This is a genomic window from Mesorhizobium sp. 10J20-29 (assembly GCF_054130485.1).
In genome coordinates this window covers 3,476,093-3,501,896 of sequence record NZ_CP199156.1, presented here as the reverse complement: position 1 = coordinate 3,501,896, position 25,804 = coordinate 3,476,093, and the positions used below count along the sequence as shown (strand labels likewise).

General features: G+C 63.9%; 26 protein-coding genes. 13 read left to right on the top strand and 13 right to left on the bottom strand.

Annotated features, from left to right (window positions below):
- Positions 1 to 11: 11 nt before the first annotated feature.
- Both ACT2BZ_RS16660 and ACT2BZ_RS16655 read right to left on the bottom strand, forming a co-directional pair.
- Positions 12 to 803 (bottom strand): CoA-transferase subunit beta, encoded by a 792-nt coding sequence (locus tag ACT2BZ_RS16660; protein WP_457936243.1) that lies wholly within the window; start codon positions 801 to 803, stop codon positions 12 to 14.
- Positions 800 to 1,657 (bottom strand): CoA transferase subunit A, encoded by an 858-nt coding sequence (locus ACT2BZ_RS16655; RefSeq protein WP_457936242.1) that lies wholly within the window; start codon positions 1,655 to 1,657, stop codon positions 800 to 802. Before ACT2BZ_RS16655 ends, ACT2BZ_RS16660 begins: the two co-directional genes overlap by 4 nt.
- Before the next feature lie 84 nt (positions 1,658 to 1,741).
- On the opposite strand from ACT2BZ_RS16655, the gene ACT2BZ_RS16650 reads away from it, so the two are divergent.
- A complete protein-coding gene (locus tag ACT2BZ_RS16650) occupies positions 1,742 to 2,536 on the top strand; it encodes an IclR family transcriptional regulator domain-containing protein (RefSeq protein WP_457936241.1) in 795 nt (264 codons plus the stop codon).
- 42 nt (positions 2,537 to 2,578) lie between these two features.
- Here ACT2BZ_RS16650 and ACT2BZ_RS16645 read toward each other — a convergent pair whose 3' ends face one another.
- The 6 genes from ACT2BZ_RS16645 to pobA all read right to left on the bottom strand — a co-directional run bounded on the left by ACT2BZ_RS16645 (position 2,579) and on the right by pobA (position 9,200).
- Positions 2,579 to 4,315 carry a thiamine pyrophosphate-requiring protein gene (locus ACT2BZ_RS16645; RefSeq protein WP_457936240.1) on the bottom strand — a complete coding sequence of 579 codons (1,737 nt, stop codon included), beginning with the start codon at positions 4,313 to 4,315 and terminating at the stop codon, positions 2,579 to 2,581.
- Positions 4,312 to 5,637, bottom strand: coding sequence for a TRAP transporter large permease (locus ACT2BZ_RS16640; RefSeq protein WP_457936239.1), 1,326 nt, complete (start codon positions 5,635 to 5,637; stop codon positions 4,312 to 4,314). The genes ACT2BZ_RS16645 and ACT2BZ_RS16640 overlap by 4 nt, the downstream gene beginning before the upstream one ends.
- A 4-nt stretch (positions 5,638 to 5,641) precedes the next feature.
- A complete protein-coding gene (locus ACT2BZ_RS16635) occupies positions 5,642 to 6,229 on the bottom strand; it encodes a TRAP transporter small permease (RefSeq protein ID WP_457936238.1) in 588 nt (195 codons plus the stop codon).
- Complete coding sequence (locus ACT2BZ_RS16630) at positions 6,226 to 7,269, bottom strand: TRAP transporter substrate-binding protein (RefSeq protein WP_457936237.1); 1,044 nt, start codon at positions 7,267 to 7,269, stop codon at positions 6,226 to 6,228. The genes ACT2BZ_RS16635 and ACT2BZ_RS16630 overlap by 4 nt, the downstream gene beginning before the upstream one ends.
- Before the next feature lie 170 nt (positions 7,270 to 7,439).
- Positions 7,440 to 7,979, bottom strand: a complete 540-nt coding sequence (locus ACT2BZ_RS16625) for a MarR family winged helix-turn-helix transcriptional regulator (RefSeq protein ID WP_457936236.1) — start codon at positions 7,977 to 7,979, stop codon at positions 7,440 to 7,442.
- Between the two features lie 48 nt (positions 7,980 to 8,027).
- Positions 8,028 to 9,200: a 4-hydroxybenzoate 3-monooxygenase gene (pobA, locus tag ACT2BZ_RS16620; protein WP_457936235.1), complete on the bottom strand. Its 1,173-nt coding sequence runs from the start codon at positions 9,198 to 9,200 to the stop codon at positions 8,028 to 8,030.
- A gap of 204 nt (positions 9,201 to 9,404) precedes the next feature.
- Here pobA and pcaC point away from each other — a divergent pair, with 204 nt between their 5' ends.
- From pcaC to ACT2BZ_RS16600, 4 genes are read left to right on the top strand one after another with little or no spacing between them, the layout of a single operon-like run.
- A complete protein-coding gene (gene pcaC / locus ACT2BZ_RS16615) occupies positions 9,405 to 9,797 on the top strand; it encodes a 4-carboxymuconolactone decarboxylase (protein WP_457936234.1) in 393 nt (130 codons plus the stop codon).
- Positions 9,797 to 10,549, top strand: a complete 753-nt coding sequence (gene pcaH, locus ACT2BZ_RS16610; RefSeq protein WP_457936233.1) for a protocatechuate 3,4-dioxygenase subunit beta — start codon at positions 9,797 to 9,799, stop codon at positions 10,547 to 10,549. Before pcaC ends, pcaH begins: the two co-directional genes overlap by 1 nt.
- Entirely contained in the window at positions 10,549 to 11,163 is a 615-nt protein-coding gene (gene pcaG, locus ACT2BZ_RS16605; protein ID WP_457936232.1) for a protocatechuate 3,4-dioxygenase subunit alpha, read from the top strand. Before pcaH ends, pcaG begins: the two co-directional genes overlap by 1 nt.
- Complete coding sequence (locus ACT2BZ_RS16600; protein ID WP_457936231.1) at positions 11,163 to 12,224, top strand: 3-carboxy-cis,cis-muconate cycloisomerase; 1,062 nt, start codon at positions 11,163 to 11,165, stop codon at positions 12,222 to 12,224. Before pcaG ends, ACT2BZ_RS16600 begins: the two co-directional genes overlap by 1 nt.
- 61 nt (positions 12,225 to 12,285) lie before the next feature.
- Here the strand turns inward: ACT2BZ_RS16600 and ACT2BZ_RS16595 are convergent, their stop codons facing one another.
- Positions 12,286 to 13,380, bottom strand: coding sequence for a D-TA family PLP-dependent enzyme (locus ACT2BZ_RS16595; RefSeq protein ID WP_457941356.1), 1,095 nt, complete (start codon positions 13,378 to 13,380; stop codon positions 12,286 to 12,288).
- A gap of 2 nt (positions 13,381 to 13,382) precedes the next feature.
- Complete coding sequence (locus ACT2BZ_RS16590; protein ID WP_457936230.1) at positions 13,383 to 13,850, bottom strand: RidA family protein; 468 nt, start codon at positions 13,848 to 13,850, stop codon at positions 13,383 to 13,385.
- A gap of 145 nt (positions 13,851 to 13,995) precedes the next feature.
- Between ACT2BZ_RS16590 and ACT2BZ_RS16585 the strand changes: the two genes are divergently transcribed.
- From ACT2BZ_RS16585 to ACT2BZ_RS16550, 8 genes are all read left to right on the top strand, one after another.
- Complete coding sequence (locus ACT2BZ_RS16585; RefSeq protein ID WP_457936229.1) at positions 13,996 to 15,165, top strand: ROK family transcriptional regulator; 1,170 nt, start codon at positions 13,996 to 13,998, stop codon at positions 15,163 to 15,165.
- Positions 15,162 to 15,926 carry an ATP-binding cassette domain-containing protein gene (locus ACT2BZ_RS16580; RefSeq protein WP_457936228.1) on the top strand — a complete coding sequence of 255 codons (765 nt, stop codon included), beginning with the start codon at positions 15,162 to 15,164 and terminating at the stop codon, positions 15,924 to 15,926. Before ACT2BZ_RS16585 ends, ACT2BZ_RS16580 begins: the two co-directional genes overlap by 4 nt.
- 38 nt (positions 15,927 to 15,964) lie before the next feature.
- The gene (locus tag ACT2BZ_RS16575; protein WP_457936227.1) at positions 15,965 to 17,005 is read left to right on the top strand and encodes a sugar ABC transporter substrate-binding protein; all 1,041 of its coding nucleotides are present in this window, start codon (positions 15,965 to 15,967) and stop codon (positions 17,003 to 17,005) included.
- 63 nt (positions 17,006 to 17,068) lie between these two features.
- Entirely contained in the window at positions 17,069 to 18,064 is a 996-nt protein-coding gene (locus tag ACT2BZ_RS16570; protein WP_457936226.1) for an ABC transporter permease, read from the top strand.
- Positions 18,061 to 18,828: an SDR family oxidoreductase gene (locus tag ACT2BZ_RS16565; protein WP_457936225.1), complete on the top strand. Its 768-nt coding sequence runs from the start codon at positions 18,061 to 18,063 to the stop codon at positions 18,826 to 18,828. The genes ACT2BZ_RS16570 and ACT2BZ_RS16565 overlap by 4 nt, the downstream gene beginning before the upstream one ends.
- Positions 18,828 to 19,448 carry a GNAT family N-acetyltransferase gene (locus ACT2BZ_RS16560; RefSeq protein WP_457936224.1) on the top strand — a complete coding sequence of 207 codons (621 nt, stop codon included), beginning with the start codon at positions 18,828 to 18,830 and terminating at the stop codon, positions 19,446 to 19,448. Before ACT2BZ_RS16565 ends, ACT2BZ_RS16560 begins: the two co-directional genes overlap by 1 nt.
- Positions 19,449 to 19,567: 119 nt before the next feature.
- Positions 19,568 to 20,590, top strand: coding sequence for an aldo/keto reductase (locus ACT2BZ_RS16555; protein ID WP_457936223.1), 1,023 nt, complete (start codon positions 19,568 to 19,570; stop codon positions 20,588 to 20,590).
- Between the two features lie 88 nt (positions 20,591 to 20,678).
- On the top strand, positions 20,679 to 22,217 hold the full coding sequence (locus tag ACT2BZ_RS16550; protein ID WP_457936222.1) for a UxaA family hydrolase: 1,539 nt from the start codon (positions 20,679 to 20,681) through the stop codon (positions 22,215 to 22,217).
- A 48-nt stretch (positions 22,218 to 22,265) separates the two neighbouring features.
- Here the strand turns inward: ACT2BZ_RS16550 and ACT2BZ_RS16545 are convergent, their stop codons facing one another.
- The 3 genes from ACT2BZ_RS16545 to ACT2BZ_RS16535 are packed head-to-tail and all read right to left on the bottom strand — an operon-like array spanning position 22,266 to position 25,746.
- Complete coding sequence (locus ACT2BZ_RS16545) at positions 22,266 to 23,543, bottom strand: nucleotide sugar dehydrogenase (protein WP_457936221.1); 1,278 nt, start codon at positions 23,541 to 23,543, stop codon at positions 22,266 to 22,268.
- On the bottom strand, positions 23,540 to 24,568 hold the full coding sequence (locus tag ACT2BZ_RS16540) for an NAD-dependent epimerase/dehydratase family protein (RefSeq protein ID WP_457936220.1): 1,029 nt from the start codon (positions 24,566 to 24,568) through the stop codon (positions 23,540 to 23,542). Before ACT2BZ_RS16540 ends, ACT2BZ_RS16545 begins: the two co-directional genes overlap by 4 nt.
- Complete coding sequence (locus tag ACT2BZ_RS16535; protein WP_457936219.1) at positions 24,568 to 25,746, bottom strand: FkbM family methyltransferase; 1,179 nt, start codon at positions 25,744 to 25,746, stop codon at positions 24,568 to 24,570. Before ACT2BZ_RS16535 ends, ACT2BZ_RS16540 begins: the two co-directional genes overlap by 1 nt.
- Between the last annotated feature and the right edge of the window lie 58 nt (positions 25,747 to 25,804).

The following is a 25,804-nucleotide window of genomic DNA, read 5'->3' as shown; positions in this document are numbered from 1 at the left end:
GTCCGGTCCGGTCAGTTCGCGACCGCATGCGCGGCCTTGGTGCGCGCCTGCAGGTCTCGAAGGGTTTTGAGTTCGAGCTCGGTCGGCGCGGGCGTCTCGGCGAGTTCCTCGGCAAAACGCACGGTCCAGCCACAGGTATCAGCCACCTGCTGGCGCGTCACGCCGGGATGCAGCGACACGACGGTGAATTCCTTTGTGACAGGATCGGGCTTCCAGATCGCCAGATCGGTGATCAGGAGGGTCGGGCCGGCGGTGGTGATGCCGAGGCGCTGGCGGTGGTCGCCACCCTCGCCGTGACCGAAGGAGGTGTAGAAGTCGATCTTGTCGACCATGCCACGCTTCGACTGCGCCATGGTGATGTAGATCTCGCCCGCGCTGGAGGCGATTTCGGGCGCGCCGCCGCCACCGGGCAGACGCGTCTTGGGATGTGCGTAATCGCCGATCACGGTCGTGTTGATGTTGCCGAACCTGTCGAGCTGGGCCGCCCCCAGGAATCCGATCGAGACGCGGCCGCCCTGCAGCCAGTAGCGGAACATCTCGGGCACCGGGACAGTGGTGACGGCCGTGTCGCAGAGCTCGCCGTCGCCGATCGACAGCGGCAGGACGTCGGGAGCCGTGCCGATCGTTCCGCTCTCGTAGATCAGCGTTATGTCGGGCGCATGCGTCAGGCGCGCCACGTTGCAGGCGGCCGATGGCGCACCGATGCCGACGAAGCAGACATCCTCGCCCTTCAGCGCACGGCTGGCTGCAATCGTCATCATTTCGCCTGGCGTGAAGGCCTGAGTATTTCCGGTTCCGCTCATGCCGCCTTCCTCAGATGCTTGACCCGCCCGGCGAAGTCTTCCGGCGTGGCTTCGATCACATTTTCCTGCATCCAGGCTGCGAAGCGCTCGCGGTCCGCGGCGATCTCGTCCCAGGCGACGTAGGCCGCATTGTCGCGCACATAGTGGCCATGCGCATAGGACGGATGCGCGCCGCCAGGCACCACGGCGATCGCCGTGATCGTCCAGGACGGAAGCACGCAGAGATTGGGGTGCAGGTCGTCGAAATCGTCGACAACCTCCTCGACCGTCACTACGGCGCGCTTTGCGGCCAGAACCGCTTCCTTCTGTACGCCAACGATGCCTTCGACCAGCACATTACCCTTCCGGTCGGCCTTTTGCGCATGGATGAAGGACACGTCGGGGCGTAGTGCCGGAACAGCGGCGAGGACCTCGCCGGTGAACGGACATGTCACACTCCTGATCGTCGGCGTGACGCGCGCCAATTCGGCGCCGAGATAGCCGCGGAAGGCCGCGAACGGCAGCCCCGCCGCCCCCGCCTCATAGGCATTGGCCATGCCGGCGTGGCTGTGCTCCTCAATTTCCAGGTCGCGCGGATAGCCGTTCTCTATGGCGTCGCGCGCGCGGCGCAGCAACCCGACACCGGGATTGCCGACGTAGGAGAAGACCATCTTCCTGGCCATCCCCATGCCGATCATCTGGTCGTAGATCAGATCGGGCGTCATGCGGATCAGCGTGAGATCGCGGAAGCCCTGGCGGATCGCTTCATGCGCGGCAGCGGTGGGGATCAGGTGGGTGAACCCCTCGAAGGCCACGCTGTCGCCGTCCTTGAGATTTTCCGACACCGCCTGGGCAAGCGGCATGAACATGGCCATCGCATCGCTCCGCAATATGTTCGCATTGCGAACTTATGTTCTACATGCGAAACTTTGTAGGTTGCGGACAGCTTCGGAGTCAAGATGACGACAGGGCGGGAAGTCGATACCGGCGGACAGGGCGCAATGCGCGACCGTGTCGGGTCCCTCGACAAGGGCCTAGCGGTGATGGAGATCCTGGCACTTCATCCGGCCGGGATGACGCTGACCGCCATGGCCGAGGAAGCGGGCCTGACCCGTGCCGGCGCGCGTCGCTTCCTGCTTACGCTCTGCGCCAGCGGCTACGCGACGCAGAGCGGACGGCTCTTCTCGCTGTCGCCCAAGCTGCTGGGAGTTGCCCGGACGTGGCTGCAGGGGGCACCGCTGTGGACGCACGCCGATCCCTTCATGCGCGCGGTGGCCTCGGAACTCAACGAGTCCTGCTCGGCGGCGGTGCTGTCGGGCGCGGACGTGGTTTATGTCGCGCGCGTGCCCGGACGTCGCATCCTCAGCGTTGCGCTGACGGTTGGCACGAGGTTGCCGGCATGGTGCACCTCGATGGGGCGGGTCCTGCTGTCCGACCTGTCGCCCGCCGAGTTGAAGCGCTTTCTCGATTCCGCGACCATCGAGCGCCGCACTCCGAAAAGCATCATCAACCGACAGGAACTTGCGGGACGGATCGGGGAAGCTTCGCGCGACGGTTTTGCCATCGTTGATGAGGAACTGGAAATCGGCCTCCGGTCGATCGCAGTGCCGGTGCGCGACCGGATGGGAAGGATCATCGCCGCGATCAATGTTTCCACCCAATCGGCGCGTTTTTCGTCTGACGACATGAGGCGCGAGATCCTGCCGAAGCTGACAGAGGCGGCGCGGAAGATCGAGGCGTTCGTCTCACCTTGATCCGCGGCAAGGCGGGCCGGGCGACGACCGACAATCGGCAGTTCAGGGACGGACCGTGACGTCGAGCAGTGCCAGCGTGCCCTTGGTCCGGATGTGCTCCAGCGCTGCCTCGAGCACGGCAGGCAGATCGGCGCCGAGCGTGACCTTGCGGGCCCAGGCGCGACTTGCCTCGGCAACCTTGGTGAAATCGGGCGTCGGCGACAATGCGGTCAGCGGCATGACATTCGTGCGCGCGGCATAGCCGTCGGGATAGATGCCGAGCACCGACTGGCGCACCGCACCCCATTCCGAATTGTTGAGAATGACGACCAGCACGGGCAATCCGAGCGCCTCGGCAATCTGGTGGCAGGCTACAGGGTTGGAGAACATGTAGGACCCGTCGCCCATCGTCGCCACGACCAGCCGCTTCCGGTCGGCAAGTTGCATGCCGAGCGCTGCCGGAAAGGACCACCCGAGACCGCCGGCATGCGGCTCCTGGAACCAGGAACCGTGCTCGGACAGCGACATGGGAGCCATCGGGCAGCCGAGTTCCGACAGCACTGCGGCGCCCCGCCCTTCGATCGCCCTGGAGACGCAGAGGCTGACCCAGTCCTTCGTCATCACGCCATCGCGACCGGCCTCCGCCGCAGCGCGGATCTTCCGCCGCGACTCCGCGTTTCGTGCGGCTACAGAACCACGACGCTCCGTCAGTTCCTGCTCGCGTCCGACGGCCAGTTCCTGCATTGCCCGGGCGAGCGCCGGAATGCCCTGCGCCGGTTCGCAGACGATCGAGAGGTCGGAGCGGAAATTGCGGACCGGCGTACGCGCCGCCAGCGGGTCCTGGCTCATCTGGATGATCGTGCAACCGTCCGATGGCCGGTGCGTATCGGGCGCCCACGGTGCCAGCGCGTCGATGACCAGGATCGCGTCAGCCGCCTCGATGAGAGGAGCAGGGTTGTTCTCCGCAGCCATCGGATGATCGGTCGGAAGTGCCAGTTGAAGGGCCCAATACTGGCAGACCGGAATACCCCAATCCTCGGCCAATTCTCCCAGCGCCGGAAACGCTTCCGGACTGCCCGCGCCATGCTGCGCGAAGATCACGGGATTCCTGGCCCTGGCCAGGATTGCGGCGGCCTCGCGGATCTGCGCCTCGCCCGGAGCCGCGACGGCAGGCTGCATGGACAGCGGCGCGGAAAGCCCCGCCGACGGCGCCGGCTCGCACAGCACCTCGCGCGGCAGGCTGACATAGACCGGCCCGCGCGGCGTCGAATTGGCGATGGCGTAGGCACGGTCGGCGATGTCGAGTGCCTGCTCGGGAAAGCGCATCTCGTAATCCCACTTGCAGGCCTCTCGCACCAGCGCGGCCTGGTCGCGCATCTCCTGCCCCCAGCCGATCGGCACGGTGCGGGCGCCGAAGCGATCCTTTTCGGTGACTGGCGTGCGGCCGGAAAACAGCATGATGGGAATATGCTCGACGGCCGCGTTGATGGCGCCGATGGCGCAGTTGGCGAGACCGACATTGGTATGCGCCATGACGACCTGCGACTTGCCGGTCGCGAGATAGTAGCCATGCGCCATCCCCATGGCGGCGCCCTCATGTGGCATGACGAGCGCCTCGGGCAGCGCAATGTCCTTTGCCGCCGCCTCCGCAAGCCCCTCGATGATCGGCGGAAAATCCGTACCGGAATTGGCGAATATGTAGTCGACACCCAACGCCTTCAGGCGCGCCAGCAGCGCGCCGCCGGCCGTTAAAGTGCCCGACTTGGCCATGCCAATCATCTTGTCCGCTCGCGCCGTCATCCCTGCAAGAGCCTCGGCAGGAACAGCGTGATGACGGGAAAGGCGACGAGCAGCGTGACGCGGAACAATTCCATGCCAAGGAAGGGCATGACCCCCTTGAAAGTCTCTCGCATCGGGATGTCGCTCGCCTGCTGATTGATGATGAACACGTTGAGCCCAACAGGCGGCGTTATCAGCCCCACCTCCACAACCACAAGGATGATGATGCCGAACCAGATTTTGAGCTCGGCAGGAGAGAGGCCGAAATCGAGCCCGGCCACGACCGGCCAGAAAAACGGGATTGCCAAAATGACCATGGAAAGGCTGTCCATCAGGCAGCCCAGAACCAGGAAGATGACGATAATCAGGACCATGATGACCATCGGGGCCAACCCGCTGCCCTGCAGCATCTCGGCCGCCGCCTGCGGGACACCGGCGCGCGACATGAAAATCTTGAGGAGCTCCGCGCCGAGCAGGATCAGAAAGATCATGCCGCTGGTGCGCGCGGTCTCGAGCAACGCATCGACAAGGCCCGCCAACGACAGTCGCCGCCTTCCAAAGCCATAGAGGACGACGAGAAAGACGCCGATCGCGGCTGCGGCCGTCGGGCTGTAGATGCCGGCGTAGATGCCGCCGATGACCACCCCGAAGATGATGAAGACGGGGATCACGGCGACCGTTGCCGCACCAAGCTCGCTCGCGGAAACAGCCGCACCCTGCGGCCCGGAGCCCGGCACCAGGCGCACATAGAGCGCGACGGCTAGGATGAACAGAAGCATTGCCAGGATGCCGGGCAGAAGTGCCGCGGCGAACATGGTGACGACATTGGCCTCGACGATGATGGCATAGACGATCAGCACCACCGAGGGCGGGATGAGGATGCCAAGGGTGCCGCCAGCCGCGATCGTTCCGGTCGACAGCGCAGGCGAGTACTTGTACTTGCGCAGTTCAGGCAGGGCTACCTGCCCCATGGTGGATGCGGTGGCCGTCGAAGACCCGGATACTGCACCGAAACCGGCGCATGCAGCCACCGCTGCCATCGCCACGCCGCCACGGAACCGGCCAAGCCATGCGTTGGCTCCGCGGAACAGATCGGCGGACAGGCCGCAGCGCGATGCCAGCCCCCCCATTAGGATGAACATCGGCAGGACAGACAGGTCGTAGTTGGAGAACTGGGCGTAAGCCAGATCCTTCAGCTGGTTCAGGACGATGAAGGGGCCGGACTGCAGGCTGATCCCGACAATGCCGATCAGGATCATGGTGTAGGCGATCGGCACCCGGACCGCGATCAACGCCAGCAGCCCAAGCAGCCCGAGGATGCCGATCAGGAAACTGTCCAGCATGCCGCTATCCCGCCTTGGAATCGGAGGGCGCCGACCGGGCGCCGCGCAGCGCTGGCGGCATGCCGCGCCAGCTGTCCGCGAAGGTTATGCATGCTGCCGCAAACAACAGCAGCAGCGATACGAGTATTGGCGGAAACGCCGTCCACAGCGGCAGCTTCAGCACCGGCGTAACTTCGCGGTAGCGAATATAGCTGAACAGGCCGGCATACATCTGGATGAACAGCACGATCGAAAAGGCAATGGCAAACAGCGACGAGAATGCGGCCATGGCCAGCTTGCGCGTTTCGCTCATGCCTTCGGTGAAGATGTCGACGGTGACGTTCGACCCGGTCAGTTGGCAATAGGGAAGGAAGGTGAAGATGGCGACCGCTATGAAGTGCTTCACCAGTTCGTGGTCCGCGGAAAAAGGCCGGCCGAGAAACAGATTGGACAAGGCGCTGAGCGCCGTCATCACGGACAGCGCCAGTGTCAGCAGGCCGCCAAGCAGCGCCCAGTAGCGGATGATTGCCGCGATTGCGGCAAGCCATGCCGGCCGTGGCGGTGAGGAAGGGAGCCCGCGGCCCCCTTCCCCGGATCGGTCATGGTCGCTCAACTCTGGCGAGCCGCGATCGCCTTGCGTGCGGCATCGGCCAGCGCTTGCGAATCGAAGGCTCCGGCGTGCTCGCTCACCCATTGGTCGACGACGGGCGCTAGCGCAGTGTTGAAGGCGTCCATCTCAGGCTGAGTCAGGACGACGTGTTCATTGCCGCCCTCGACGGCAACCTTGATGCCGTGATCGTCGGCCGCGCGCCATATTCCAGCAATTTCCTTCAGCCAGTCCTCGCCGCTGTGCTTGTCGAAGATCGCCTTCAGATCGTCCGGAAGCGATTCCCAACGAGCCTTGTTCATCGACACCTGAAAGGTCGTGGTGCCGAAGCGGTTCATATTCGGCCCCTCGATCTGGTACTTGGTCGTTTCCTGGAGCTGAAGCGCCGGAATGATCTCCCAAGGAATGAGCGCGCCATCGACGGCATTGGTGCTCAGAGCCTGCGGCAGGTCGGGAACCGGCATGGTGACCGGCGTCGCACCCATGGCCTCGACGACGGCATTGCCGGTCGGCCCAGGCACACGCAGCTTCTTGCCCTTGGTGTCGTCCGGCGAGCGCACCAGTTCGTTCGCCATCTGGATTGCCTGACCGGCATGAACATGCAGGAACAGGACGTGCACATCCTTGTACTCTTCGGCGAGATGACTGTCGAAAAGATCGCGCATGGCGAGGTTCGTCGCCGCAATGTCGTTGGTATAGACGGTCGGCAGCTCGAAAATCTCGGAACGCGGAAACAAGCCGGCCGTGTAGCCATTCACCGTCCAGACGATGTCAACGACGCCATCGGCAACCTGGCGAAACAGCTGGGGCGGCGCGCCTCCAAGCGACATCGAGGGGTAGAGCTCGATCTTGATGCGACCGCCGGAGTCGTTCTCGATGGCTTCGGCCCATGGCTGCAGCATCTTGCTGTGTGCCGGCGCCTTGGGGCCGAGAAAGTGGTGCAGCTTCAGTGTGACTTCCGGCTCCTGCGCGTTGGCGCGCTTTAGAACCATAGGCGAGGCAAGCGCAGCGGCCGCCGTGGCCAGGAATTGCCTGCGTTTCAACATGGTATCTCCTCCACTCGTTGTTGGTTTTTCATTGCCCGGGCGGTCTGACTGCCGCTTTTCTTCCGAGAACCGCAAACTAGTTTGAAATCAAACATCTTTCTGGAACAGTGACAAGTCGGATTCCGCATCATCAGCGTGTTTGATCGGCATCCATCACCGCCAGACAGGCTTCAGTCGAAGTAGGCGGCGACGCTCCGGAGCATGGCAAGGAACTCCTCCTTGCGGTCGCCGACGACCGCATCAAGGTCCTCGTCATGCCGGCGGGCATGTTCGGCCAGCATTTTCAGTTCCTCCACGCCGCTTGGTGTCAGGGTCAGCCTGTAGCTGCGCTTGTCCCCCACGGTTTCGCCGCGGGCAATCAGTCCCGCGTGCCGCAGGTCGCGCAGCACGGGCGTCATCGTCGACTTGTCGCGCCCGCTCAGACGGCTGAGCGACATCGGCGTGATACCGGGGTTGTCGTTGATCAGGCTGAGTACGCCGAACCAGCCCGGCTTTAGCGCGTCTTCGCCCGAACGGCGCTTGAATGCCTTGAACGAAGCGTTCTGCGCCAGCAGGAGGTTGAAACCGATATAGTGATCCAGCGCGCCAAGCGTTGCCGGTTCGCGTGGTTCGGCATCGGCGCTTTTCGCGCTCGAATCATTAGGCTGGACTGATGTCTTGTTCATGCAGCCAACATGCGTGGTTTTTGAGTGTTTGTCAGCCAAGGACACCCATTCACCCGGCAAATCCGGGTTGCAACCGGCAAAGGGTGCCTGTCGTCACAGTGGCAGGCCGACATAATTCTCGGCCATCACGGTCGATGCAGCGACCGAGTGGGACAGGTAGTCGAGTTCAGCTTCCTGGATCTTCCGGTCGAAGTCGCCATGCTCAGGAAACCGATGCAGCAGCATCGTCATCGACCACGAGAAGCGGACAGCCTTCCACACCCGTGTCAAAGCGCGGGTCGAGTAGGCATCGAGGCCTGCCGAGGATTTCTCGAGGTAGTGTTCGGACAGGCCGGCAAACATGTAGTGCACGTCACTCGCGGCAAGGTTGAGCCCCTTGGCTCCCGTCGGCGGAACGATATGGCCGGAATCGCCGGCGAGAAACAGGCGACCGAACCGCAATGGCTCGGCGACGAAGGAGCGCAACGGCGCGATGGACTTCTCGAAGGAGGGTCCCGTCACCACGGCATCGGCAACCTGGTGCGGCAGCCGTCTTCGCAATTCGTCCCAGAAGCGGTCGTCCGTCCATGCCTCTGCTTTCTCGTCGAGCCCGCACTGAACATAGTAGCGGCTGCGCGTGTGCGAGCGCATTGAGCAGAGGGCGAAGCCGCGCGTATGGTTGGCGTAGATGAGCTCGTCCGACGCCGGCGGAACGTCAGCCAGGATGCCAAGCCAGCCAAACGGGTAGATCCGCTCGTAGGTGGTTATGGCATTTTCCGGAACCGATGCTCGCGAGACCCCGTGCCCGCCGTCGCAACCGACGATGAAATCGCAATCGATCCGATGGCCCGCGCCGTCCTTCAGGTAGGTCACGTGGGGGTGATCCGAATCGAAATCGTGGAGCTCGACCGCCTCGGCGTTGAAGATGCTCTGCAGCCCGTCCGCTTCGCGTTTCTCCATCAGGTCCTTGGTCAACTCGGTTTGCCCGTAAACCATCACGTGCTTGCCGCCGGTCAGTCCAGCGAGGTCAATCCTCTGGCTGCGACCGTTGAAGGCGAGCGAGAATCCGTTGTGCAGGAGCCCTTCCGCGTCCATCCGGCCACCTGCCCCGCTCTGGCGCATCAGTGCCATCGTGCCTTCCTCGAGCACGCCGGCTCTAACGCGGTTGAGCACATAGTCGCGGCTTGCTCGCTCAACGATGACGGACTGGATCCCTGCGTTGCCAAGGAGTTGGCCGAGCAAGAGCCCTGCCGGGCCGGAACCGACAATGACCACCTGGGTTCGCATGGGCATCCTCCTGAATAGTATTGCTTCAAACTATAGGGCGTTTATGGTCGGATAACATGCCTTTGCTGAAGCGGGGCCAAAGAAATCAATCCGCGCTATCATGAGCACGTACCTGAGGTGCGTACGCAGCCGGGAAACAGATCATCGGTGCGCGGACAGGAAGCGGCTTCGATGTCAGGGAAGGAAAGGCCAGGGTGACCCATCATGGCGAATGACAGCGAGCGCTACAGGCAGGGCATGGCGACCCGGCGGGCGGTGCTGGGCGATGCCCATGTCGACCGCGCCGAGGCGGCCAAGACCCCGTTTGATGCCCCGTTTCAGGAGCTTATCACCGAGGCTGCCTGGGGGCATGTGTGGTCCAGGCCGCAATGGACCAAGCGAGAGCGTTCGATCGTGACGATCGCCCTGCTTGCCGCACTCGGCCACCATGCCGAGGTCGCCATGCATGTTCGCGCCACCGCGCGGACTGGCGCGACGCGTGAAGACATATGCGAGGCACTGCTGCATGTTGCCATCTATGCCGGGGTTCCGGCCGCCAACAGCGCCATCGCCACAGTGAAGCAGGTCTTCGACCAGATGGATCAAGAAGCAGAATAATGTCCGAACGCCTGTCCAATCGCCCGCCGGAAACCGGCGGATTCTTCGCCCGCGACCGGAGCTGGCATCCGCCCGCTTTCACCCCGGGCTACAAGACCTCGGTGCTGCGCTCGCCGCAAAAGGCGCTTCTATCGCTCGACGGAACGCTGTCAGAGATTACCGGCCCGGTATTCGGCCACAACATTCTCGGCGAGCTGGACGATGACCTCATCCACAACTTCGCCAAGCCCGGAGAGAGCGCGATCGGTCCGCGCATCGTGGTCTACGGCCGCCTACTCGACGAGCGCGGCGCCGGCGTGCCCGGTGCCCTCATTGAGTTCTGGCAGGCCAATGCCGGCGGTCGATATCGCCACAAGAAGGAAGGATACATCGCCGCGCTCGACCCCAATTTCGGCGGCTGCGGGCGCACAATCACCGGCGAGGACGGGTCCTACGCCTTTCGCACCGTTCAGCCTGGCCCCTACCCCTGGCCGAACGGGCCAAACGATTGGCGACCGGCGCATATCCATTTCTCGGTTTTCGGCCATGGCTTCGCCCAGCGGCTGATCACCCAGATGTACTTCGAAGGCGACCCGATGATCTGGAAATGCCCGATCGTGCGAACCATCCCGGACCGGGCAGCTATCGAGCAGCTGATCGCCGCGCTCGACATGGAGGCGACCATTCCAATGGACGCACGCGCCTATAAGTTCGATATCGTGTTAAGGGGACGCCGCTCGACCATGTTCGAAAACCGGCTGGAGGGTAACTGATGGCACAGGCACTCAACCGCCTGAAGGAGAGCCCGTCGCAGACGGCCGGTCCCTACGTTCATATCGGGCTGACGCCGAACTTCTGCGACATCACCGGCGTCTATGACGACGACCTCGGCAGGGTGATGGTCAACGACAAGACGGCCGGCGAACGCATCACGGTGGCAATGCGTGCGCTCGACGGCACGGGAACGCCGCTGCGCGACGCGCTGATCGAGATCTGGCAGGCAGACGCACACGGACTTTACCCTTCGCCATCGGAACGGCGCGGCGCGGCAGATCCCAATTTCCAGGGCTGGGGCCGCCAGGCGACCGACATGGATACGGGCCTCTGCACCTTCGAAACCATCAAGCCCGGCCGCGTGCCTTTCAAGGACGGCCGGCTGATGGCGCCACACATCAACATCTGGATCGTGGCGCGGGGCATCAATCTCGGGCTCAACACCCGTCTCTATTTCTCCGACGAGGAGACTGCTAATGCCCAGGACCCGGTGCTTGCCCGCATCGAGCACAAGGTGCGCATCCCGACCCTTATGGCCGAGCGCAAAGGCGGCACCTACACCTTCGACATTCACCTGCAGGGCGAGCAGGAAACCGTCTTCTTCGACATCTGATGGCGATCGTCGGCTTCGATCATCCCTTCCTGTCCGGCCTGCTCGGCGACGACGAGCTTTCCATTCTGCTGTCGGCCGACGCGGAATTGCGGACGATGATCCGATTTGAGGTCGCGCTGGCCGAGGCTGAAGCCGAACACGGCGTCATCCCGACGGCAGCGGCAGACGCTATCGCTGCGGCGGCGCCAACATTCAAGCCGGCGATGGAGCAGTTCCGGCAGGCGACAGGCCGCGACGGGGTCGTCGTTCCCGAACTCGTGCGGCAGTTGCGGCTCTCCGTCGGCGAACCGCACGGTCAGCACATCCATTTCGGCGCGACCAGCCAGGACGTCATCGACACGGCGCTGATGCTGCGCCTGCGATCCAGCCTCGACCTGCTGGACCGCAGGCTGGATACGGTCGTCGGTGCATTCGATGCCCTCGCCGAACAGCTTGGCGGCAATACCATGCAGGGCCATACGCGCATGCAGCCGGCATTGCCAATCACCGTCGCGGACAGGATCGGCAGTTGGCGCGGACCGGTCATTCGCGAACGCGAGCGACTGAAAGAGTGGCTGAAAAGCTCCTGCGCCATCCAGTTCGGCGGCGCCGCAGGCACCCTGGACAAATTTGGCGGCAAGGCAGCGGAGGTCCGGCGCTCACTGGCAAGCCGGCTGGGCCTTGCCGACGCGCCGCAATGGCACAACCAGCGCGACCGCGTCGTGGAACTGGCCGGCCTGCTCGCCCTCGTCACGGGAAGCCTCGGCAAGTTCGGCCAGGACATTGCGCTGATGGCGCAGGATGGAACCGAAATCCGGCTTGAGGGCGGTGGCGGCTCCTCGGCCATGCCGGGCAAGCAAAATCCCGTGGCTGCCGAAATGCTGGTCACGCTCGCCCGGTTCAATGCTGTGCAGATCGGCGGAATGCACCAGGCGATGGTGCACGAGCAGGAGCGATCCGGCGCGGCGTGGACGCTGGAATGGCTGCTGCTGCCCCAGATGCTGGCGGCGACCGGCGCGGCCACCCGGCATGCGACGGGGCTTCTGTCCTGCATCACGACCCTCGGCACCGCAAACACATAGCGAAGCCGCTACTCAGGGCATCGATGCGGCCCCGCCACGCTTCGAGTGGCTCGACCGAGGCTCAGCCCAGCCTGCCGCGCGCGGCGACGTCCATCTGGCCGATCAACTCCGTTCCCCTGACTGCGACGTAGCGGTCGAACATGTTGACCGTGACGCAGACATGGTTCGGAACGATGCGCACCAGCGTGCCGACCGGCGGCCGGTCGTTGCAGCGCGACAGATCGAGCATGCCGTGCTCCTCGGCAAAGGCAGCGATCCTTGCTTCCGGGTATTCGCGGATCAGGCCGAAGCCGTCGAGCCCGCCGCCCGGATCGGAGGTCAGCGTCTTGGAGCCGCTATCCAGGATGCCGCGCTCGGGCCCGGCCCGGCTGACCACGGTCGCGAGCACATGCAGGGCACAATCGTCGAGGCTCGCCATGCCTGCGGCCATCATCATGCGGTCGTTGAAGATGTAGGTGCCCGCACGATGCTCGGTGATGCCGCTGAACTGCGAGAGCGTCGCGAGGTTCGGTGTGCCGCCCGACGACAGGATGCGCGGCTCGAGTCCTGCCTCCCTGACCCCGGATACGGCTTCGTCGCGGAAGGTTTGCGCCGCGCCGATGGCGTTCTCGACCGGATAGAAGACGAAACCCGCGAATGCGAGACCCGGGGCCGCCGCGATCATCCTTGCGAGCTCGATTGCTTCTCCGGGCGTTTCGACGCCCGCGCGCTTGCGGCCGCTGTCGCATTCAACCAGCACGTTGAGGGGGCGACCGGCGATAGCTGCTGCCTTGGGCAGTCCCTCGATGGTCACCGGGTTGTCGGCGGCGACGGCGATGGTTCGGGTCGCGGCCAGGGCGCCGAGGCGCGCAAGCTTCTCGTCGCCAAGGATGTTGTAGGTGATCAGGATGTCGTCCAGCCCGCCATCCGCCATAACCTCGGCCTCGCCGAGCTTCTGGCAGGTGATGCCGCGTGCGCCGGCGCGTTGCTGCATGGCTGCGATCTGCGGGTTCTTGTGCGTCTTGATGTGCGGTCGAGCAGCGACGCCGGCGGCGTCACAGAGCTTCTGCGCCCGTTCAATGTTTTTCTCGACGACGTCAAGATCGATCATCAGGCAGGGGGTGCCGTAGTGGCGGGCGACCGCCTCCTTCAGCTCATCCATCGAGGCGAACTTCATCGTCATGGCTTGCGTATCTGGAAGATGGCCTCGATCTCGACAATCATCCGGTTGGGCAGCGAACCCATGCCGATGGCCGAGCGGGCATGTCGTCCGGCATCGCCAAGCACCTCGACCAGCAGGTCGGAACAGCCGTTGATGACCTTCGGCTGGTCGGCGAAATTCGCTTCCGCGTTGACCATGCCGAACAGCTTGACCACGGCCTCGATGCGCGACAGATCTCCGACGGCCAGCCGTGCGACGGCCAGAAGATGCAGGCCGGTAAGCCTGGCCGCCTCATAGCCCTCCTCGACCGTTGTGTCGAAGCCGAGACGGCCGACCTGGTAGCTGCCGTCGGCCATTCTGGGTCCCTGCCCGGAAACGTAGAGCATGTCTCCGGCAATGCGGAACGGAACGTAGGTGGCAAGTGGTTCCGGAACTGGCGGGATGGCCAGACCGAGGGCGCCGAGGCGTTCTTCAGGTGTCGACATGATGCTGTTTCCCGTCCGCAACCAATCTGGATCGAACCTAGCCGCCCGATGCGCGATCCCGCAAGACAGGCTGCGCTTCTTTTTCGAATTTCATTTGACTAAATCGTTTTTGCACGCCTAGTCTTTGGTCGTTGGGGACAATTTCATGACGCTGAAAGGCACAAACCAGGAGTCCGGCAGACATTTCAATCGCCGGATCGTGCTCGAAGCCATCAGGCTGAACGGCCCCATTACGCGCGGCAGCATTGCCGAGCAGGTCCATCTCACCGTCCAGACCGTCTCGACCATCATACGCGAACTTGAAGACCAGGGTTTCGTCCTCTCCGTCCGGGAGGAGCCGAAGGGTCGCGGCATTCCGCCGGCGAGACTGCGCATCAATCCGGAGGGCGGCTATGCCGTCGGGCTGCATGTCACGCCACTCGGCATAGACGCTGCGCTGATCAGCCTCGGCGGCGACGTCGTCGGCAGCCTGCGCCGCGAGGTGCCAACGCCCACGCCCGATGACGCCTTCGCCTTGATCGCCGAAATGGTGAGCGACCTCAGGGAGTTGCGCCCGCAGGGCCGCATGCTCGGGGTGGGGCTCGCTCTTCCCGGCCCGTTCGACGTGGATTCGATGAGCTTCATCGGCCCGACGACACTGGCCGGATGGGGCAATGTCCCGCTCGGCGAGCGGCTTGCGGAAGCGACGGGATTACCGGCCTTCTTCGAGGCCGACATGGCTGCCGCAGCGCTTGGCGAGAGGCTCTACGGTCTGGGTGCCGCATTCACGGACTTCTATTACCTCTATTTCGGCGTCGGCCTCGGCGGAGCGATGGTCCATGGCGGCGTCACGCTGCGCGGCGCCTGGGGCAATGCCGGCGAAATCGGCCATATTCCCGTCGTGCCGGACGGCGAGCCCTGTCCCTGTGGCAACCGGGGCTGCCTCGAACGTTACCTCTCCCTGGAGGCGTTCGGCCGCTGCGACGAGGGCACCAGCGAGCGGGACTGGGTGAACTCGGTCGCTCCCATCCTGCGCGGCGCGGTCACCACCATTGAGAACCTCTTCGACCCGCAGACGATCATTCTCGGCGGACTGGGATCGCCGGCGCTCATAGCAGCGCTCCACGATGCCTGCGCCGAGCTTCCGAATTCGGTGGCGGCAAGACGCGACCGCACCGCGCCAAGAGTGGTCGTTTCGAATGGTGGCCAGCATGCGGTGCTGCGCGGCGCGGCAGCGCTTGCCATCGCAGGCGTCCTGTCGCCGCAGTCGGGGCAACTCTTCGCACCCGATACCGGGCGCGTGATTGGCGTCGGCCAGAAAGGAATGGCGGCATGACGGAACCCCTCCTCGTCCTCGACAACATCAAGAAGAGCTATGGCGCCATCGAAGCGCTGAAGGGCATCTCCTTTTCGATCGGCAAGGGCGAAGTGGTGGCGCTGCTCGGCGACAATGGCGCCGGCAAGTCGACGCTGGTCAAGATCATCGCCGGCGGCCTCGCGCCCAGTTCCGGCAAGATGGTGTTCGAGGGGAAACCCTTCCAGGCGAAATCGCCTTCCGAGGCCAAGGAGGCGGGCATCGAGACCGTCTACCAGGACCTCTCATTGTGCACCAATGTGGATGTCGTCGCCAATTTCTTCATGGGCCGAGAGCTGACGCATAGCGTGCTCGGCATTCCGGTGCTCGACGAGCGCAGGATGGAGGCCCAGGTCGCCGAGTCATTGGCATCGGCCGGCACGCGCATCCCTTCGCTCAGGACGAAAGTCGAGCATCTGTCGGGCGGCCAGCGTCAGGCCATCGAACTCAACCGCTTCGTTCATTGGGGCGGCAAGCTTGTGCTGCTCGACGAGCCCTTCGCGGCGCTCGGCGTAGAGCAGACGCGGCGCGGCCTCGAGATGATCCGGCACGTGGCCAGCCAGGGCATCGGCGTCGTCATCATCACCCACATCATGCAGCAGGCCTTCCAGGTCGCCGACCGGATCGTAGTGATCCGGCAGGGCGTCGTGGCGGGCGATGTTGCCCGCAAGGATACAAGCCCCGATGCGGTGATCGCCATGATCACCGGGGAAAGCCTGACCGGTGCCGGATCGGCAGGCTGACGGGAACAAGAAGGTCCGGCACGACAGGAGCGAACGATATGAAGCGCAAACTTCTCGCCATCTTCGGCGCCTTGGCAGTGGCCCTCGCCCTGCTGACGCCGGCCTTCGCCCAGGCGAAGGGCAAAGTCTACTACATGGTCCCGACCCTGCTCGACGAATTCCAGACCGGCTCGGTGAGCGCGCTGGAGATGTTCCTCAAGCAGGTCGGCTACGAAATGACGACGCTGAATGCGGACAACAAGACCGACCTCCAGCAGTCGCAGATGAACGACGTGATCGCCCTGAAGCCGGCGGCAATCGTCCTTGCGGCGGTCGACTTCAATGCCCTGAAGCCCTCAATCGAGAAGGCGATGGCCGCGGGAATTCCCGTGATCGAGTTCGATCGCCAAATCACGTCCACGCCATCGGCCTTTACCTCCGTCGCCGGAACCATCGAGATCGGCTACGTCGCGGCCGGCGAGGTTGAACGCCTGCTGAAGGAAAAGAACGGCGCCGTGAAGGGCAAGGTGCTGCAGGTACTGGGCGATCCGGGCGACCCCTACACGCTCGACATCCAGAAGGGCTTCGAGGAGAAGATGGCGGCATTTCCGGACGTCACCATCATCACGAAGCCCGCCATGCAATGGGAGGCAAGCAATGCCGGCACCATCGTCGCCGACCAGATGCTGGCCAACCCCGACATCGACCTGATCTTCAACCATGCCGCCCATCTTTCGGTGGCCGCGGTCGCGTCTCTGGAATCGGCAGGCAAGAAGCCGGGCGATGTCTACATGCTGAGCTCCAACGGCGCTCCGGTCGGTCTCGACCTGATCCGCAAGGGCTGGATGCAGGTCGAGGTCGAACAGCCGCTCTATGCCCAGGCTGCGGCGATCGCGATGTTCATGGACAAGATTGTCGCCAAGGAAGAGATCAAGCCCGGCGAGTATGACGTGCTTGGCCTGAAGTCGACGGTCACGATGGAAGAATGGGGCCCCAACATCAAGATCCCGGGCGCTGCCATCACCAAGGACAACATCGACAACCCCGCCTTCTGGGGCAACATGCAGCCGCCCACCGACACGGTGACTTCGGTCGAATAGCGACATGTCACGAACCGGACCGCCACTCCGGCGGTCCGGAAACCCCCGGAGTCCTTGTCACCGATGAACCCACGCTACCGCCGCATCCTCGAGTTCATTCTCGACAATCTCGTCTGGTTCATGTTGCTGGCGGTGCTCGTCATCTTCTCGGCGACGATCCCGCACTATTTCCAGATCGGAATCTTCGCCAACATCGTCGAGCAATCGAGCGTGCTCGGCGTCATGGCCATCGGCCTGGCGCTGGTCATCATCTCCGGCCACATGGACCTTTCGGTCGAATCCGTGGCGGCGCTTTCGGCAATGGTGACGGGCATCCTGTTCTGTTCGGCCGGCATCGGGCTCGGCATCCAGTTCACACCGGCATGGATGGCCGTCCCCGTCTCGCTGCTGGGCGGCATCCTGGTTGGAGGGCTGATCGGCGCTCTCAACGGCTATCTGGTCGTCAAGGTCAAGATGAGCGCCTTCATCGTCACGCTCGCCGCCTTCATCTGGGTGCGCGGACTTGTTGTGGCGGTGTCAGGCGGACGCTCGGCCCAGGACCTCGCGCCGGCGATCCGTTGGCTCGGCATCCAGCGCCTGGCCGGCGTGCCCCTGACGGCATGGGTCGCCATCCTCTGCTTCGTCGGCTTCTCCTTCGTCATGGCGAAGACCCGTTTCGGCAGGCACCTGATCATGATCGGCGGCAACGAAGCCGCGGCCTTTCGCGCCGGCATCAAGGTCGACCGCATCCTGATGCTCGCTTTCGTGCTTGCCGGCGCCACGGCGGCATTGGCCGGCTGGCTGCTAGCCATCCGCACGTCGGGCGCCACGGCCAATCTCGGCACCGGCATGCTGTTCAATGCATTTGCGGCGGTCGTCATCGGCGGCGTCAGCCTGAAGGGCGGCGTCGGCGCGCTGCCCGGCGTCTATGCCGGCGTGCTTCTGCTGTCCTCGATCAACACGGCCATCAACCTGATGGGGCTTCCAGCCCACTATACTCAGGTGATCCATGGCTTGCTCGTGCTGGCCGCCGTGCTGCTCGACACCGCCAAGCACTCGATAAGGCAGAGGCTCGCATGACCGGACGTCTCGACGGAAAAGTCGCCCTCGTGATCGGTGCCGCCCGCGGCATCGGCAAGGCTGTCGCGACGCGTTTCGCCGAGGAAGGGGCGCGCCTCGTCATCGCCGACAGCGAGGCTGAGACCGGAGCGGCGACCGCACGCGAGCTCGGCGCGGCATTCATCGCCACCGATATCTCGCGTTTCGACGACGCCAAGGCGGCCGTCGCGCTGGCGCTCGATACATGTGGCAGCCTCGATATCCTGGTACAGAACGCGGGCATCTATCCGTGGCAACTGATCGAGGACACCGAACCGGAAGACTGGGACCGGGTGCTCGGCGTGAACCTCAAGGGTTGCTTCCTCGCGGCTCGCGCGGCGCTGCCTGCCATGAAGGCGCAGGGTTCCGGCCGGCTGCTCTTCACCTCGTCGATCACCGGACCTCATGTCACCATGCCTGGCCAGGCGCATTACTCTGCCAGCAAAGCCGGTATCAACGGCTTCATCCGGGCGGCGGCGCTCGAATTCTCCGGCTACGGCATCTGCGTCAATGGCGTCGAACCCGGCAACATCGAGACCGAGGGCGTCGGCGAGCATCGCTCGGCGGACTTCATCCAGTCCATGCGCGACGCGATCCCGCTCGGCCGGCTTGGTCACGTGCGAGACATCGCCAACGCCTTCCTGTTCCTGGCATCCGACGAGGCGAGCTACATCACTGGCACCACTCTTGTCGTCGATGGCGGGCAGTTGCTGCCGGAAGGCGCCAACTTCCGCATCAACCCCTGATGGAGATCGACTTCGGCGACGGTTTCTTCCTGCGGCAGGCGACCACCGCAGACGACGCCGCGATCTGCCGCGTCTGCCTGCTCACCGGCGATGCCGGACAAGATGCCAGCGCGCGCGAAGACGACCCAAACCTACTTGGCCAAATCTACTGCCTGCCCTACCGGGTCCTGGAACCGGACCTCGCCTTCGTAGTGGATTCGCCGGACGGCGTCTGCGGTTATCTGTTCGGAGCGGCAGATACAGCGTGGTTCAACGACCGGGCAGAGCGGGAGTGGTACCCGAAACTGCGCGGGGCGCTCAACGATCCGGACCCAGATCCCTCGACATGGCGGGGAAGCGACTGGGCGCGCCGCATGATCCATCACCCCGAGCCCATCGCTGCGGACGTCGTGGCCGACTACCCCTCGCACGGCCATATCGACCTGCTGGAACAGGCGCGCGGACGCGGCATCGGCCGCAAGGCCATGACGCTCCTCATGCAGCGCCTTTCCAAGGCCGGGTCGAAGGGGATGTTCCTCGATGTCCATCCACAAAACCTCGGCGCAAGGGCGTTCTACGCGAAGCTTGGCTTCGCGCCCCTGCCCTCGACCGATGTGATGGTTCGAAGGCTGCCGCTCTAGGCTGCTGGCGGCATCCGATCTGCACGCAGGCAATTGAATCGCGCACGGACCACTTCCATGCCAGCGGGCCTTTTGACCCACGCCGGATATGCTAGAATATGATTGGAGGACGGAATCTCATGAAGACCAGGCATTGGCAGCGTGGCGCCGGCAACGGGCTGCACTTTACGGAACTTGGATTCGGCACGGCCCCGCTCGGCAATCTCTACCGCACCGTTTCGGAAGAGGATGCACAGGCCACCCTCGAGGCAGCCTGGGATTCGGGCGTCCGCTATTTCGACACGGCGCCGCTCTATGGCCTTGGCCTTTCCGAGACCCGTCTCAACCAGTTCCTGCGCGGCAAGAAGCGCGATGACTACCTGCTTTCGACCAAGGCGGGACGTCTGCTCGAAGTCTGCCCGCCCGACCAGCGGACCGGGATCGGAAAGTTCTTCGACACACCGTCCCGGCGCGAGATCTACGATTACAGCTATGACGGGGTCATGCGCTCCTTCGAGGCCTCCTTCGAGCGGATAGGCGTCGACCGCATCGACATCCTCTTCGTGCACGACGTCGATATCTTCACCCATGGCTCCAAGGCCGCTTCGGACGCGCGTATCGACGAATTCATGCGCGGCGGCTACTACGCCATGCTGGCACTGCGCGATCAGGGCGTGATCAAGGCTTTCGGCGGCGGCATCAACGAATGGCAGGTCTGCCAGACGCTGGCCGAGCGCGGTGACTTCGACCTGTTCCTGCTTGCCGGCCGATATACGCTGCTGGAGCAGGAAGCGCTGGAGACCTTCCTGCCGCTCTGCGAAAAGCGCGATATCGGCATCGTTCTGGGCGGCCCCTACAATTCCGGCATCCTGGCGACGGGACCGAAACCGGGCTCCTTCTACAATTACGACGAGGCGCCGAAGGAAATACTCGAGCGCGTTGCCCTGATCGAGGCCGTCTGCAAGCGCCATGGCGTGGCCCTGATCGAGGCGGCGCTGCAGTTCCCGTTGATGCACCCGTCGGTCGTGTCCCTGATACCAGGCGGCCAGCGGCCGCAGGAGGTCATCAGCAACCGCAATATCCTGGACAAGAAGATTCCCCAGGACCTGTGGCGCGACCTGAAGGCCGAGGGGCTCATGCGGAACGATGCGCCTACCGGCTGAACCCTCGCCCGGCAACCGCGGCAAACCACTGGTAGCGTCCCCATGCATGCTGCTGTAGATGGTCAAGCTCAATCTGGAACGATCTGAAATGTTGGAAATAGTAGCCAAGACCCTTCGCCTGAGCGACGAGGACAATGTCGTCGTCGCGACCGAGAGAACCGAGGCCGGCGCAATCGTTGCCGAGGGCGTAGCCGCCCGGCAGCGCATCCCGTTCGGCCACAAGGTTGCCGTCGTGCCGATCGCGCAGGGCGAACCCGTCAGGAAATTCGGCCAGATCATCGGCTTCGCAAATCAGGCCATCGTGCCAGGCGACTGGGTGCACGAGCACAATTGCGACATGGGCCCGGAGCACGGCGCCTTCGAGCGCGACTACCAGATCGCGCAGGGCGCGCGGCCGGAGAACGTGCTGCCCGTCGCCGAACAGGCCACCTTCGAGGGCTTCCGCCGCGCCAACGGCAAGGCGGGTACGCGCAATTATGTCGGCATCCTGACCAGCGTGAATTGCTCGACGACGGTTGCCGGCTTCATCGCCAAGGAAATCGAGCGCTCGGGCATCCTCGACGACTATCCCAACATCGACGGCATCGTGGCGCTCAAGCAGGCCAATGGCTGCGTCATCGACTATCGCGGCGTGATCTTCGACACGCTGAAGAAGACCACCTGGGGCTATGCGACCAACCCCAACATGGGCGGCGTCATCATGGTCGGCCTCGGCTGCGAAGGGTTCCAGATCCCACGCTTCAAGGAAGCCTACGGCGTGCAGGAGAGCGAGACCTTCCGGACCATGACGATCCAGGAAGTCGGCGGCACGAAAAAGACGGTAGCAGCTGGCGTGGAGGCCGTGATGGCGATGCTGCCGACCGTCAATGCGGCGCGGCGCGAAACGCTACCTGCCTCGGAACTCATGCTGGCCCTGCAGTGCGGCGGATCGGACGGCTATTCCGGCATCACCGCAAACCCGGCTCTTGGAGTGGCGGCCGACATGCTGGTCAGGAACGGCGGCACCGCGATCCTGTCGGAGACTCCGGAAATCTATGGCGCCGAACACCTGCTCACGCGTCGTGCAAAGAACAAGGAAGTCGGCGAGAAGCTGATCGAGATCATCCATTGGTGGGAAGACTATACCGCCCGCAACAACATGGAGATGAACAACAACCCCTCGCCCGGCAACAAGCTCGGCGGGCTGACGACCATCCTGGAAAAGTCGCTCGGCGCGGCGGCGAAGGGCGGATCGACCACCATGAACGCCGTCTACCACTACGCCGATCCGGTGACGGAAAAGGGTTTCGTGTTCATGGACACGCCAGGCTACGACCCGGTCGCGGCGACCGGCCAGGTCGCGGGTGGTGCCAACATGTTGGCTTTCACGACCGGCCGTGGTTCGGCCTATGGCTGCAAGCCGACGCCATCGATCAAGCTGGCGACCAACACGCCGATGTACGAGCGCATGGCCGACGACATGGATATCAACTGCGGCGACATCCTCGATGGCGTGACATTGCAGGAAAAGGGCGAGGAGATCTTCCGCGAGATCCTGGCCGTGGCGTCCGGCAAGAAGACAAAGTCGGAAGAACTCGGCTACGGCGACAACGAGTTCGTGCCCTGGCAGATCGGCGCGACGATGTAGGTGACGGCCCCGGCGATTTCTGTCGCCGGGCAGTTGGCTACATGCGGCCTAGAGGCGGCCGTCGCTTTCGTCCTTGGCAAAGATGCCCTTCACGTCGAAGAGCACGGCGCCCTCCTTTCCGAGCGCGCGGACGCCTGATATTCCCGCCTCGACGAACTGGCGGTGGCCGACCGCGACGATGACCGCGTCATAGGCCGCAGCCATTGGCGGTTGCGGCAGGAAGTTGATGCCGGCCTCGGAATTCCTTGTCTCGTCCGATATCCAGGGGTCCCAGACGTCAACCTCGGCATTGAACTGCCCAAGCTCGCGCACGATGTCTACGGCCTTGGAATTGCGGATATCGGGGCAGTTTTCCTTGAATGCCAGCCCCATGACCAGCACCCGGCTGCCGACGACCGGAAATCCCCTTTTCATCATCAGCCGCGCGACCCGGTCGGCGACGTAGCGCCCCATGCCGTCGTTGATGCGCCGCCCGGCGAGGATTACTTCGGGGTGATATCCCGCCTCCTGGGCGCGATGCGTCAGGTAGTAGGGATCGACGCCGATGCAATGACCGCCGACAAGGCCCGGCCGGAACGGAAGGAAATTCCATTTCGTCTGCGCCGCGGCGAGTACCTCGAGCGTGTCTATGCCCAGCCGGTTGAAGATGATGGCGAGTTCGTTCATCAGCGCGATGTTGAGGTCGCGCTGCGTGTTCTCGATGACCTTGGCAGCTTCCGCCACTTCGATTGAACTCGCCTTGTGGGTGCCGGCGGTGACGATGGAGCCGTAGAGCCGGTCGATCGCTTCGGCGGCCTCGGGCGTCGATCCACTCGTCACCTTGACTATGTTGGCCAGCCGATGCGCGCGGTCGCCGGGATTGGCCCGCTCGGGACTGTAGCCGACGACGAAACCCTCGTTCAGCGCCAGCCCGGATTCCCGCTCCAGAACGGGCACGCAGACATCGCGCGTGCAGCCCGGATAGACCGTGGATTCATAGATCACCACGGCTCCGCTGCTGATGGCCTTGCCGACGGTCTCGGTGGCCCGCTTCAGCGGTGCAAGGTCCGGCCGGTTGGCGCTGTCCACCGGCGTCGGCACGGTGACGATGAACACGCCGCATTCCTTCAACCGTTCGGCATCGTCGGTGAATTCGATCGATTGGGCCGACGCCAGGTCATCGGCATCCACCTCCAGCGTTGCATCATGGCCAGCGCGCAGTTCGTCGATACGCGCGCGCCTAGTGTCGAAGCCGATAACCTTGCGCGTGCGCGCAAACTCCATGGCGAGCGGCAGGCCGACATAGCCCAGGCCGATAACCGCGATCGTGCTGTCGTCGAGATTCATCGGGATGCCCGTCCGGCGTCGTGTATTTCGTCGAGATACCAGGCGATGAACTTCTCCAGTCCCTTCCTGATGTCGGTTTCGGGCTGGTAGCCGGTCAGCGCCTTGAGAAGCGCGGGCGATGCGGTGGTGCGCATGACGTCTCCGGGCTGCATCGGCAGCATGTTCAGCTTGGCGCGCTTGCCCAGAATCTCCTCGATCAGTTCGATGTAGCGCATCAGGCCAACCGTCTTGCCGCCGGCAATGTTGACCTCGCGATAAGGCGCAACGAGCGACAGGGAGTCGGTCACGCCGTCCTGTGCCACCGGATTGCCGATTTCGGGCACGCAGTCGACAAGGCGCACAATGGCCTCCACGAGGTCGTCGATGTAGGTAAAATCACGCTCATGCTTGCCCTCGCCGAACACGTCGATCGGCTCGTCATTCAGGATCGACCGCACGAACTTGTAGAGCGACATGTCGGGCCGGCCGCTCGGGCCATAAACCGTGAAGAAGCGGCAAACCGTGGTCGGAATGCCGAAGAGATGCGCATAGGAGTGGGCCATGACCTCGCCCGACTTCTTCGTTGCGGCGTAGAAGGAGACAGGCCGGTCGGTGGTGTCGCCCTCGACGAATTCCGGCTTGTGCGACATGCCGTAGACCGAGCTTGTCGAGGAAAACACCAGGTGCTTGGGCTGGATGGCGCGGCAGAGTTCGAGCACCTTCAACATGCCGAACAGATTGGCGCTGACGTAGGATTCGGGATCCTCGATGCTGTGACGAACGCCGGCCTGCGCGGCGAGATGTATCACGACGTCGGGCTTTTCCTTTTCTGCCGCGCCGAGCAGCGCGTCGGAATCCTCCAGCATCGCCTCGACCGCCGAAAACCCGGGCATCTGGTTGAGCGAAGCGTGCCGCCGGCGCTTCAGCTTGACATCGTAGTAGGGTGTGACGCCGTCGAAGCCGACCACGGTGTGGCCGTTGCGAAGCAGGCGACGCGCGACGTGAAAGCCGATGAAGCCGGCAGTTCCGGTGACCAGGAAATGCATCAGGCGACAACTTTCGGCGCAATCAGGTAGTTGGCGTGCCCCTTGTCGGTGAATATCCGCTCGACCTGGTAGCGGGCGGCGTCCAGCCATTCGACGAAGGCTGAGGTGTTGGCGTTGGCGATCTCGATATAGATAAGCGGCCGGGTCCGCCGGATCAGTTGCTCGGCTCCCGCCAGAACGCTCATTTCCATCCCCTCAACGTCAATCTTCAGGAAATCGACCGGTCCCGATACCATCGAATCGAGTGTCGCGACACTGATTTCGCCCTCCGGATCGGGCACGAGGCTGGTCGCGCCCAGTCCTCCCCTGTCGGAGAAGGTGAGCTTTGCCCTGCCCGCCCGGTCGCCGACGCCGATCCCGAGGTTCGACAGGTCGACATTGGAGAGCTCGTTGCGGCGGACTGCCGACTCGAGGGCCCTCGCGGCCGCCGGGAGAGGCTCAAATGGCATTACCGAAGCGGCGCGCATAGGGCCGGCGAAGAAGATTGTGTGGTTGCCGGTGTTCGCGCCGACATCGACGATATGGGCGCGAGGTTTGACGGCCTTGCGCAGTTCCTCGAGTTCCATTGCCTCGAAGAACAGGCCGCGCGACTGTTCACGCTCTATGCCGGCGTTCTGTCCCGTGTAGGGCAGGAAGTACTCGGTGTCTCCGTGAACAACCGGCAGGAAGACGGGGACCGCCGATAGGTGGCGCAGGACGTGCTCCCTGGGCGGGGCGCCAAGCGGTTGCGGCTCTTCATCCAGTTCGAGCAGAGGCTGCGCCGATTTGAGGCATCTGGCGGTGGCCCAGAGGGAAAACAGGTAGTCCAGCCGCCAGTGTCCGGTATCCGGCGAACGCAAGGCGGCTAGCGCCCCGGTTGCGGTTTCGACCCTGATGAAATGCGCATTTGGCATCCACCAGTTGAGCAAGGCATGTGGCAACCGGTCGGCCGTGTCGAAGGCAAGCCGGGTAAGCCTGGCAACCGGATCGCCACTGCCCGTCAGGTGGGCAGCGCCGAATATGGCGTCGCACAGATCGAGCGCCGGCGAAACCAGTTCGAGCGCGTCGTCGGTCAACGACTCGCCCGGCGCAAGGGCAATCATCCAGTCGGCCCCGGCGGACCGCGCCGTTTCGATGCTCGCTGAAAGGGCCGTCTCACGATCCGGCGCCGCACCCTTCGGCAGGGCATGAACCGTCACAGTTCCAAATGATCCCTGCCGTCTCGGCACCGAGGGTGCCTCGCCGGAAAGTGCAATG

Coding starts and splice junctions, on each gene's coding strand:
- ACT2BZ_RS16660 (WP_457936243.1), bottom strand. CDS start 803: ATGAGCGGAACCGGAAATACTCAGGCCTTCACGCCAGGCGAAATGATG.
- ACT2BZ_RS16655 (WP_457936242.1), bottom strand. CDS start 1,657: ATGGCCATGTTCATGCCGCTTGCCCAGGCGGTGTCGGAAAATCTCAAG.
- ACT2BZ_RS16650 (WP_457936241.1), top strand. CDS start 1,742: ATGACGACAGGGCGGGAAGTCGATACCGGCGGACAGGGCGCAATGCGC.
- ACT2BZ_RS16645 (WP_457936240.1), bottom strand. CDS start 4,315: ATGACGGCGCGAGCGGACAAGATGATTGGCATGGCCAAGTCGGGCACT.
- ACT2BZ_RS16640 (WP_457936239.1), bottom strand. CDS start 5,637: ATGCTGGACAGTTTCCTGATCGGCATCCTCGGGCTGCTTGGGCTGCTG.
- ACT2BZ_RS16630 (WP_457936237.1), bottom strand. CDS start 7,269: ATGTTGAAACGCAGGCAATTCCTGGCCACGGCGGCCGCTGCGCTTGCC.
- pobA (WP_457936235.1), bottom strand. CDS start 9,200: ATGCGAACCCAGGTGGTCATTGTCGGTTCCGGCCCGGCAGGGCTCTTG.
- pcaC (WP_457936234.1), top strand. CDS start 9,405: ATGGCGAATGACAGCGAGCGCTACAGGCAGGGCATGGCGACCCGGCGG.
- pcaH (WP_457936233.1), top strand. CDS start 9,797: ATGTCCGAACGCCTGTCCAATCGCCCGCCGGAAACCGGCGGATTCTTC.
- pcaG (WP_457936232.1), top strand. CDS start 10,549: ATGGCACAGGCACTCAACCGCCTGAAGGAGAGCCCGTCGCAGACGGCC.
- ACT2BZ_RS16600 (WP_457936231.1), top strand. CDS start 11,163: ATGGCGATCGTCGGCTTCGATCATCCCTTCCTGTCCGGCCTGCTCGGC.
- ACT2BZ_RS16595 (WP_457941356.1), bottom strand. CDS start 13,380: ATGAAGTTCGCCTCGATGGATGAGCTGAAGGAGGCGGTCGCCCGCCAC.
- ACT2BZ_RS16590 (WP_457936230.1), bottom strand. CDS start 13,850: ATGTCGACACCTGAAGAACGCCTCGGCGCCCTCGGTCTGGCCATCCCG.
- ACT2BZ_RS16585 (WP_457936229.1), top strand. CDS start 13,996: ATGACGCTGAAAGGCACAAACCAGGAGTCCGGCAGACATTTCAATCGC.
- ACT2BZ_RS16580 (WP_457936228.1), top strand. CDS start 15,162: ATGACGGAACCCCTCCTCGTCCTCGACAACATCAAGAAGAGCTATGGC.
- ACT2BZ_RS16575 (WP_457936227.1), top strand. CDS start 15,965: ATGAAGCGCAAACTTCTCGCCATCTTCGGCGCCTTGGCAGTGGCCCTC.
- ACT2BZ_RS16570 (WP_457936226.1), top strand. CDS start 17,069: ATGAACCCACGCTACCGCCGCATCCTCGAGTTCATTCTCGACAATCTC.
- ACT2BZ_RS16565 (WP_457936225.1), top strand. CDS start 18,061: ATGACCGGACGTCTCGACGGAAAAGTCGCCCTCGTGATCGGTGCCGCC.
- ACT2BZ_RS16560 (WP_457936224.1), top strand. CDS start 18,828: ATGGAGATCGACTTCGGCGACGGTTTCTTCCTGCGGCAGGCGACCACC.
- ACT2BZ_RS16555 (WP_457936223.1), top strand. CDS start 19,568: ATGAAGACCAGGCATTGGCAGCGTGGCGCCGGCAACGGGCTGCACTTT.
- ACT2BZ_RS16550 (WP_457936222.1), top strand. CDS start 20,679: ATGTTGGAAATAGTAGCCAAGACCCTTCGCCTGAGCGACGAGGACAAT.
- ACT2BZ_RS16545 (WP_457936221.1), bottom strand. CDS start 23,543: ATGAATCTCGACGACAGCACGATCGCGGTTATCGGCCTGGGCTATGTC.
- ACT2BZ_RS16540 (WP_457936220.1), bottom strand. CDS start 24,568: ATGCATTTCCTGGTCACCGGAACTGCCGGCTTCATCGGCTTTCACGTC.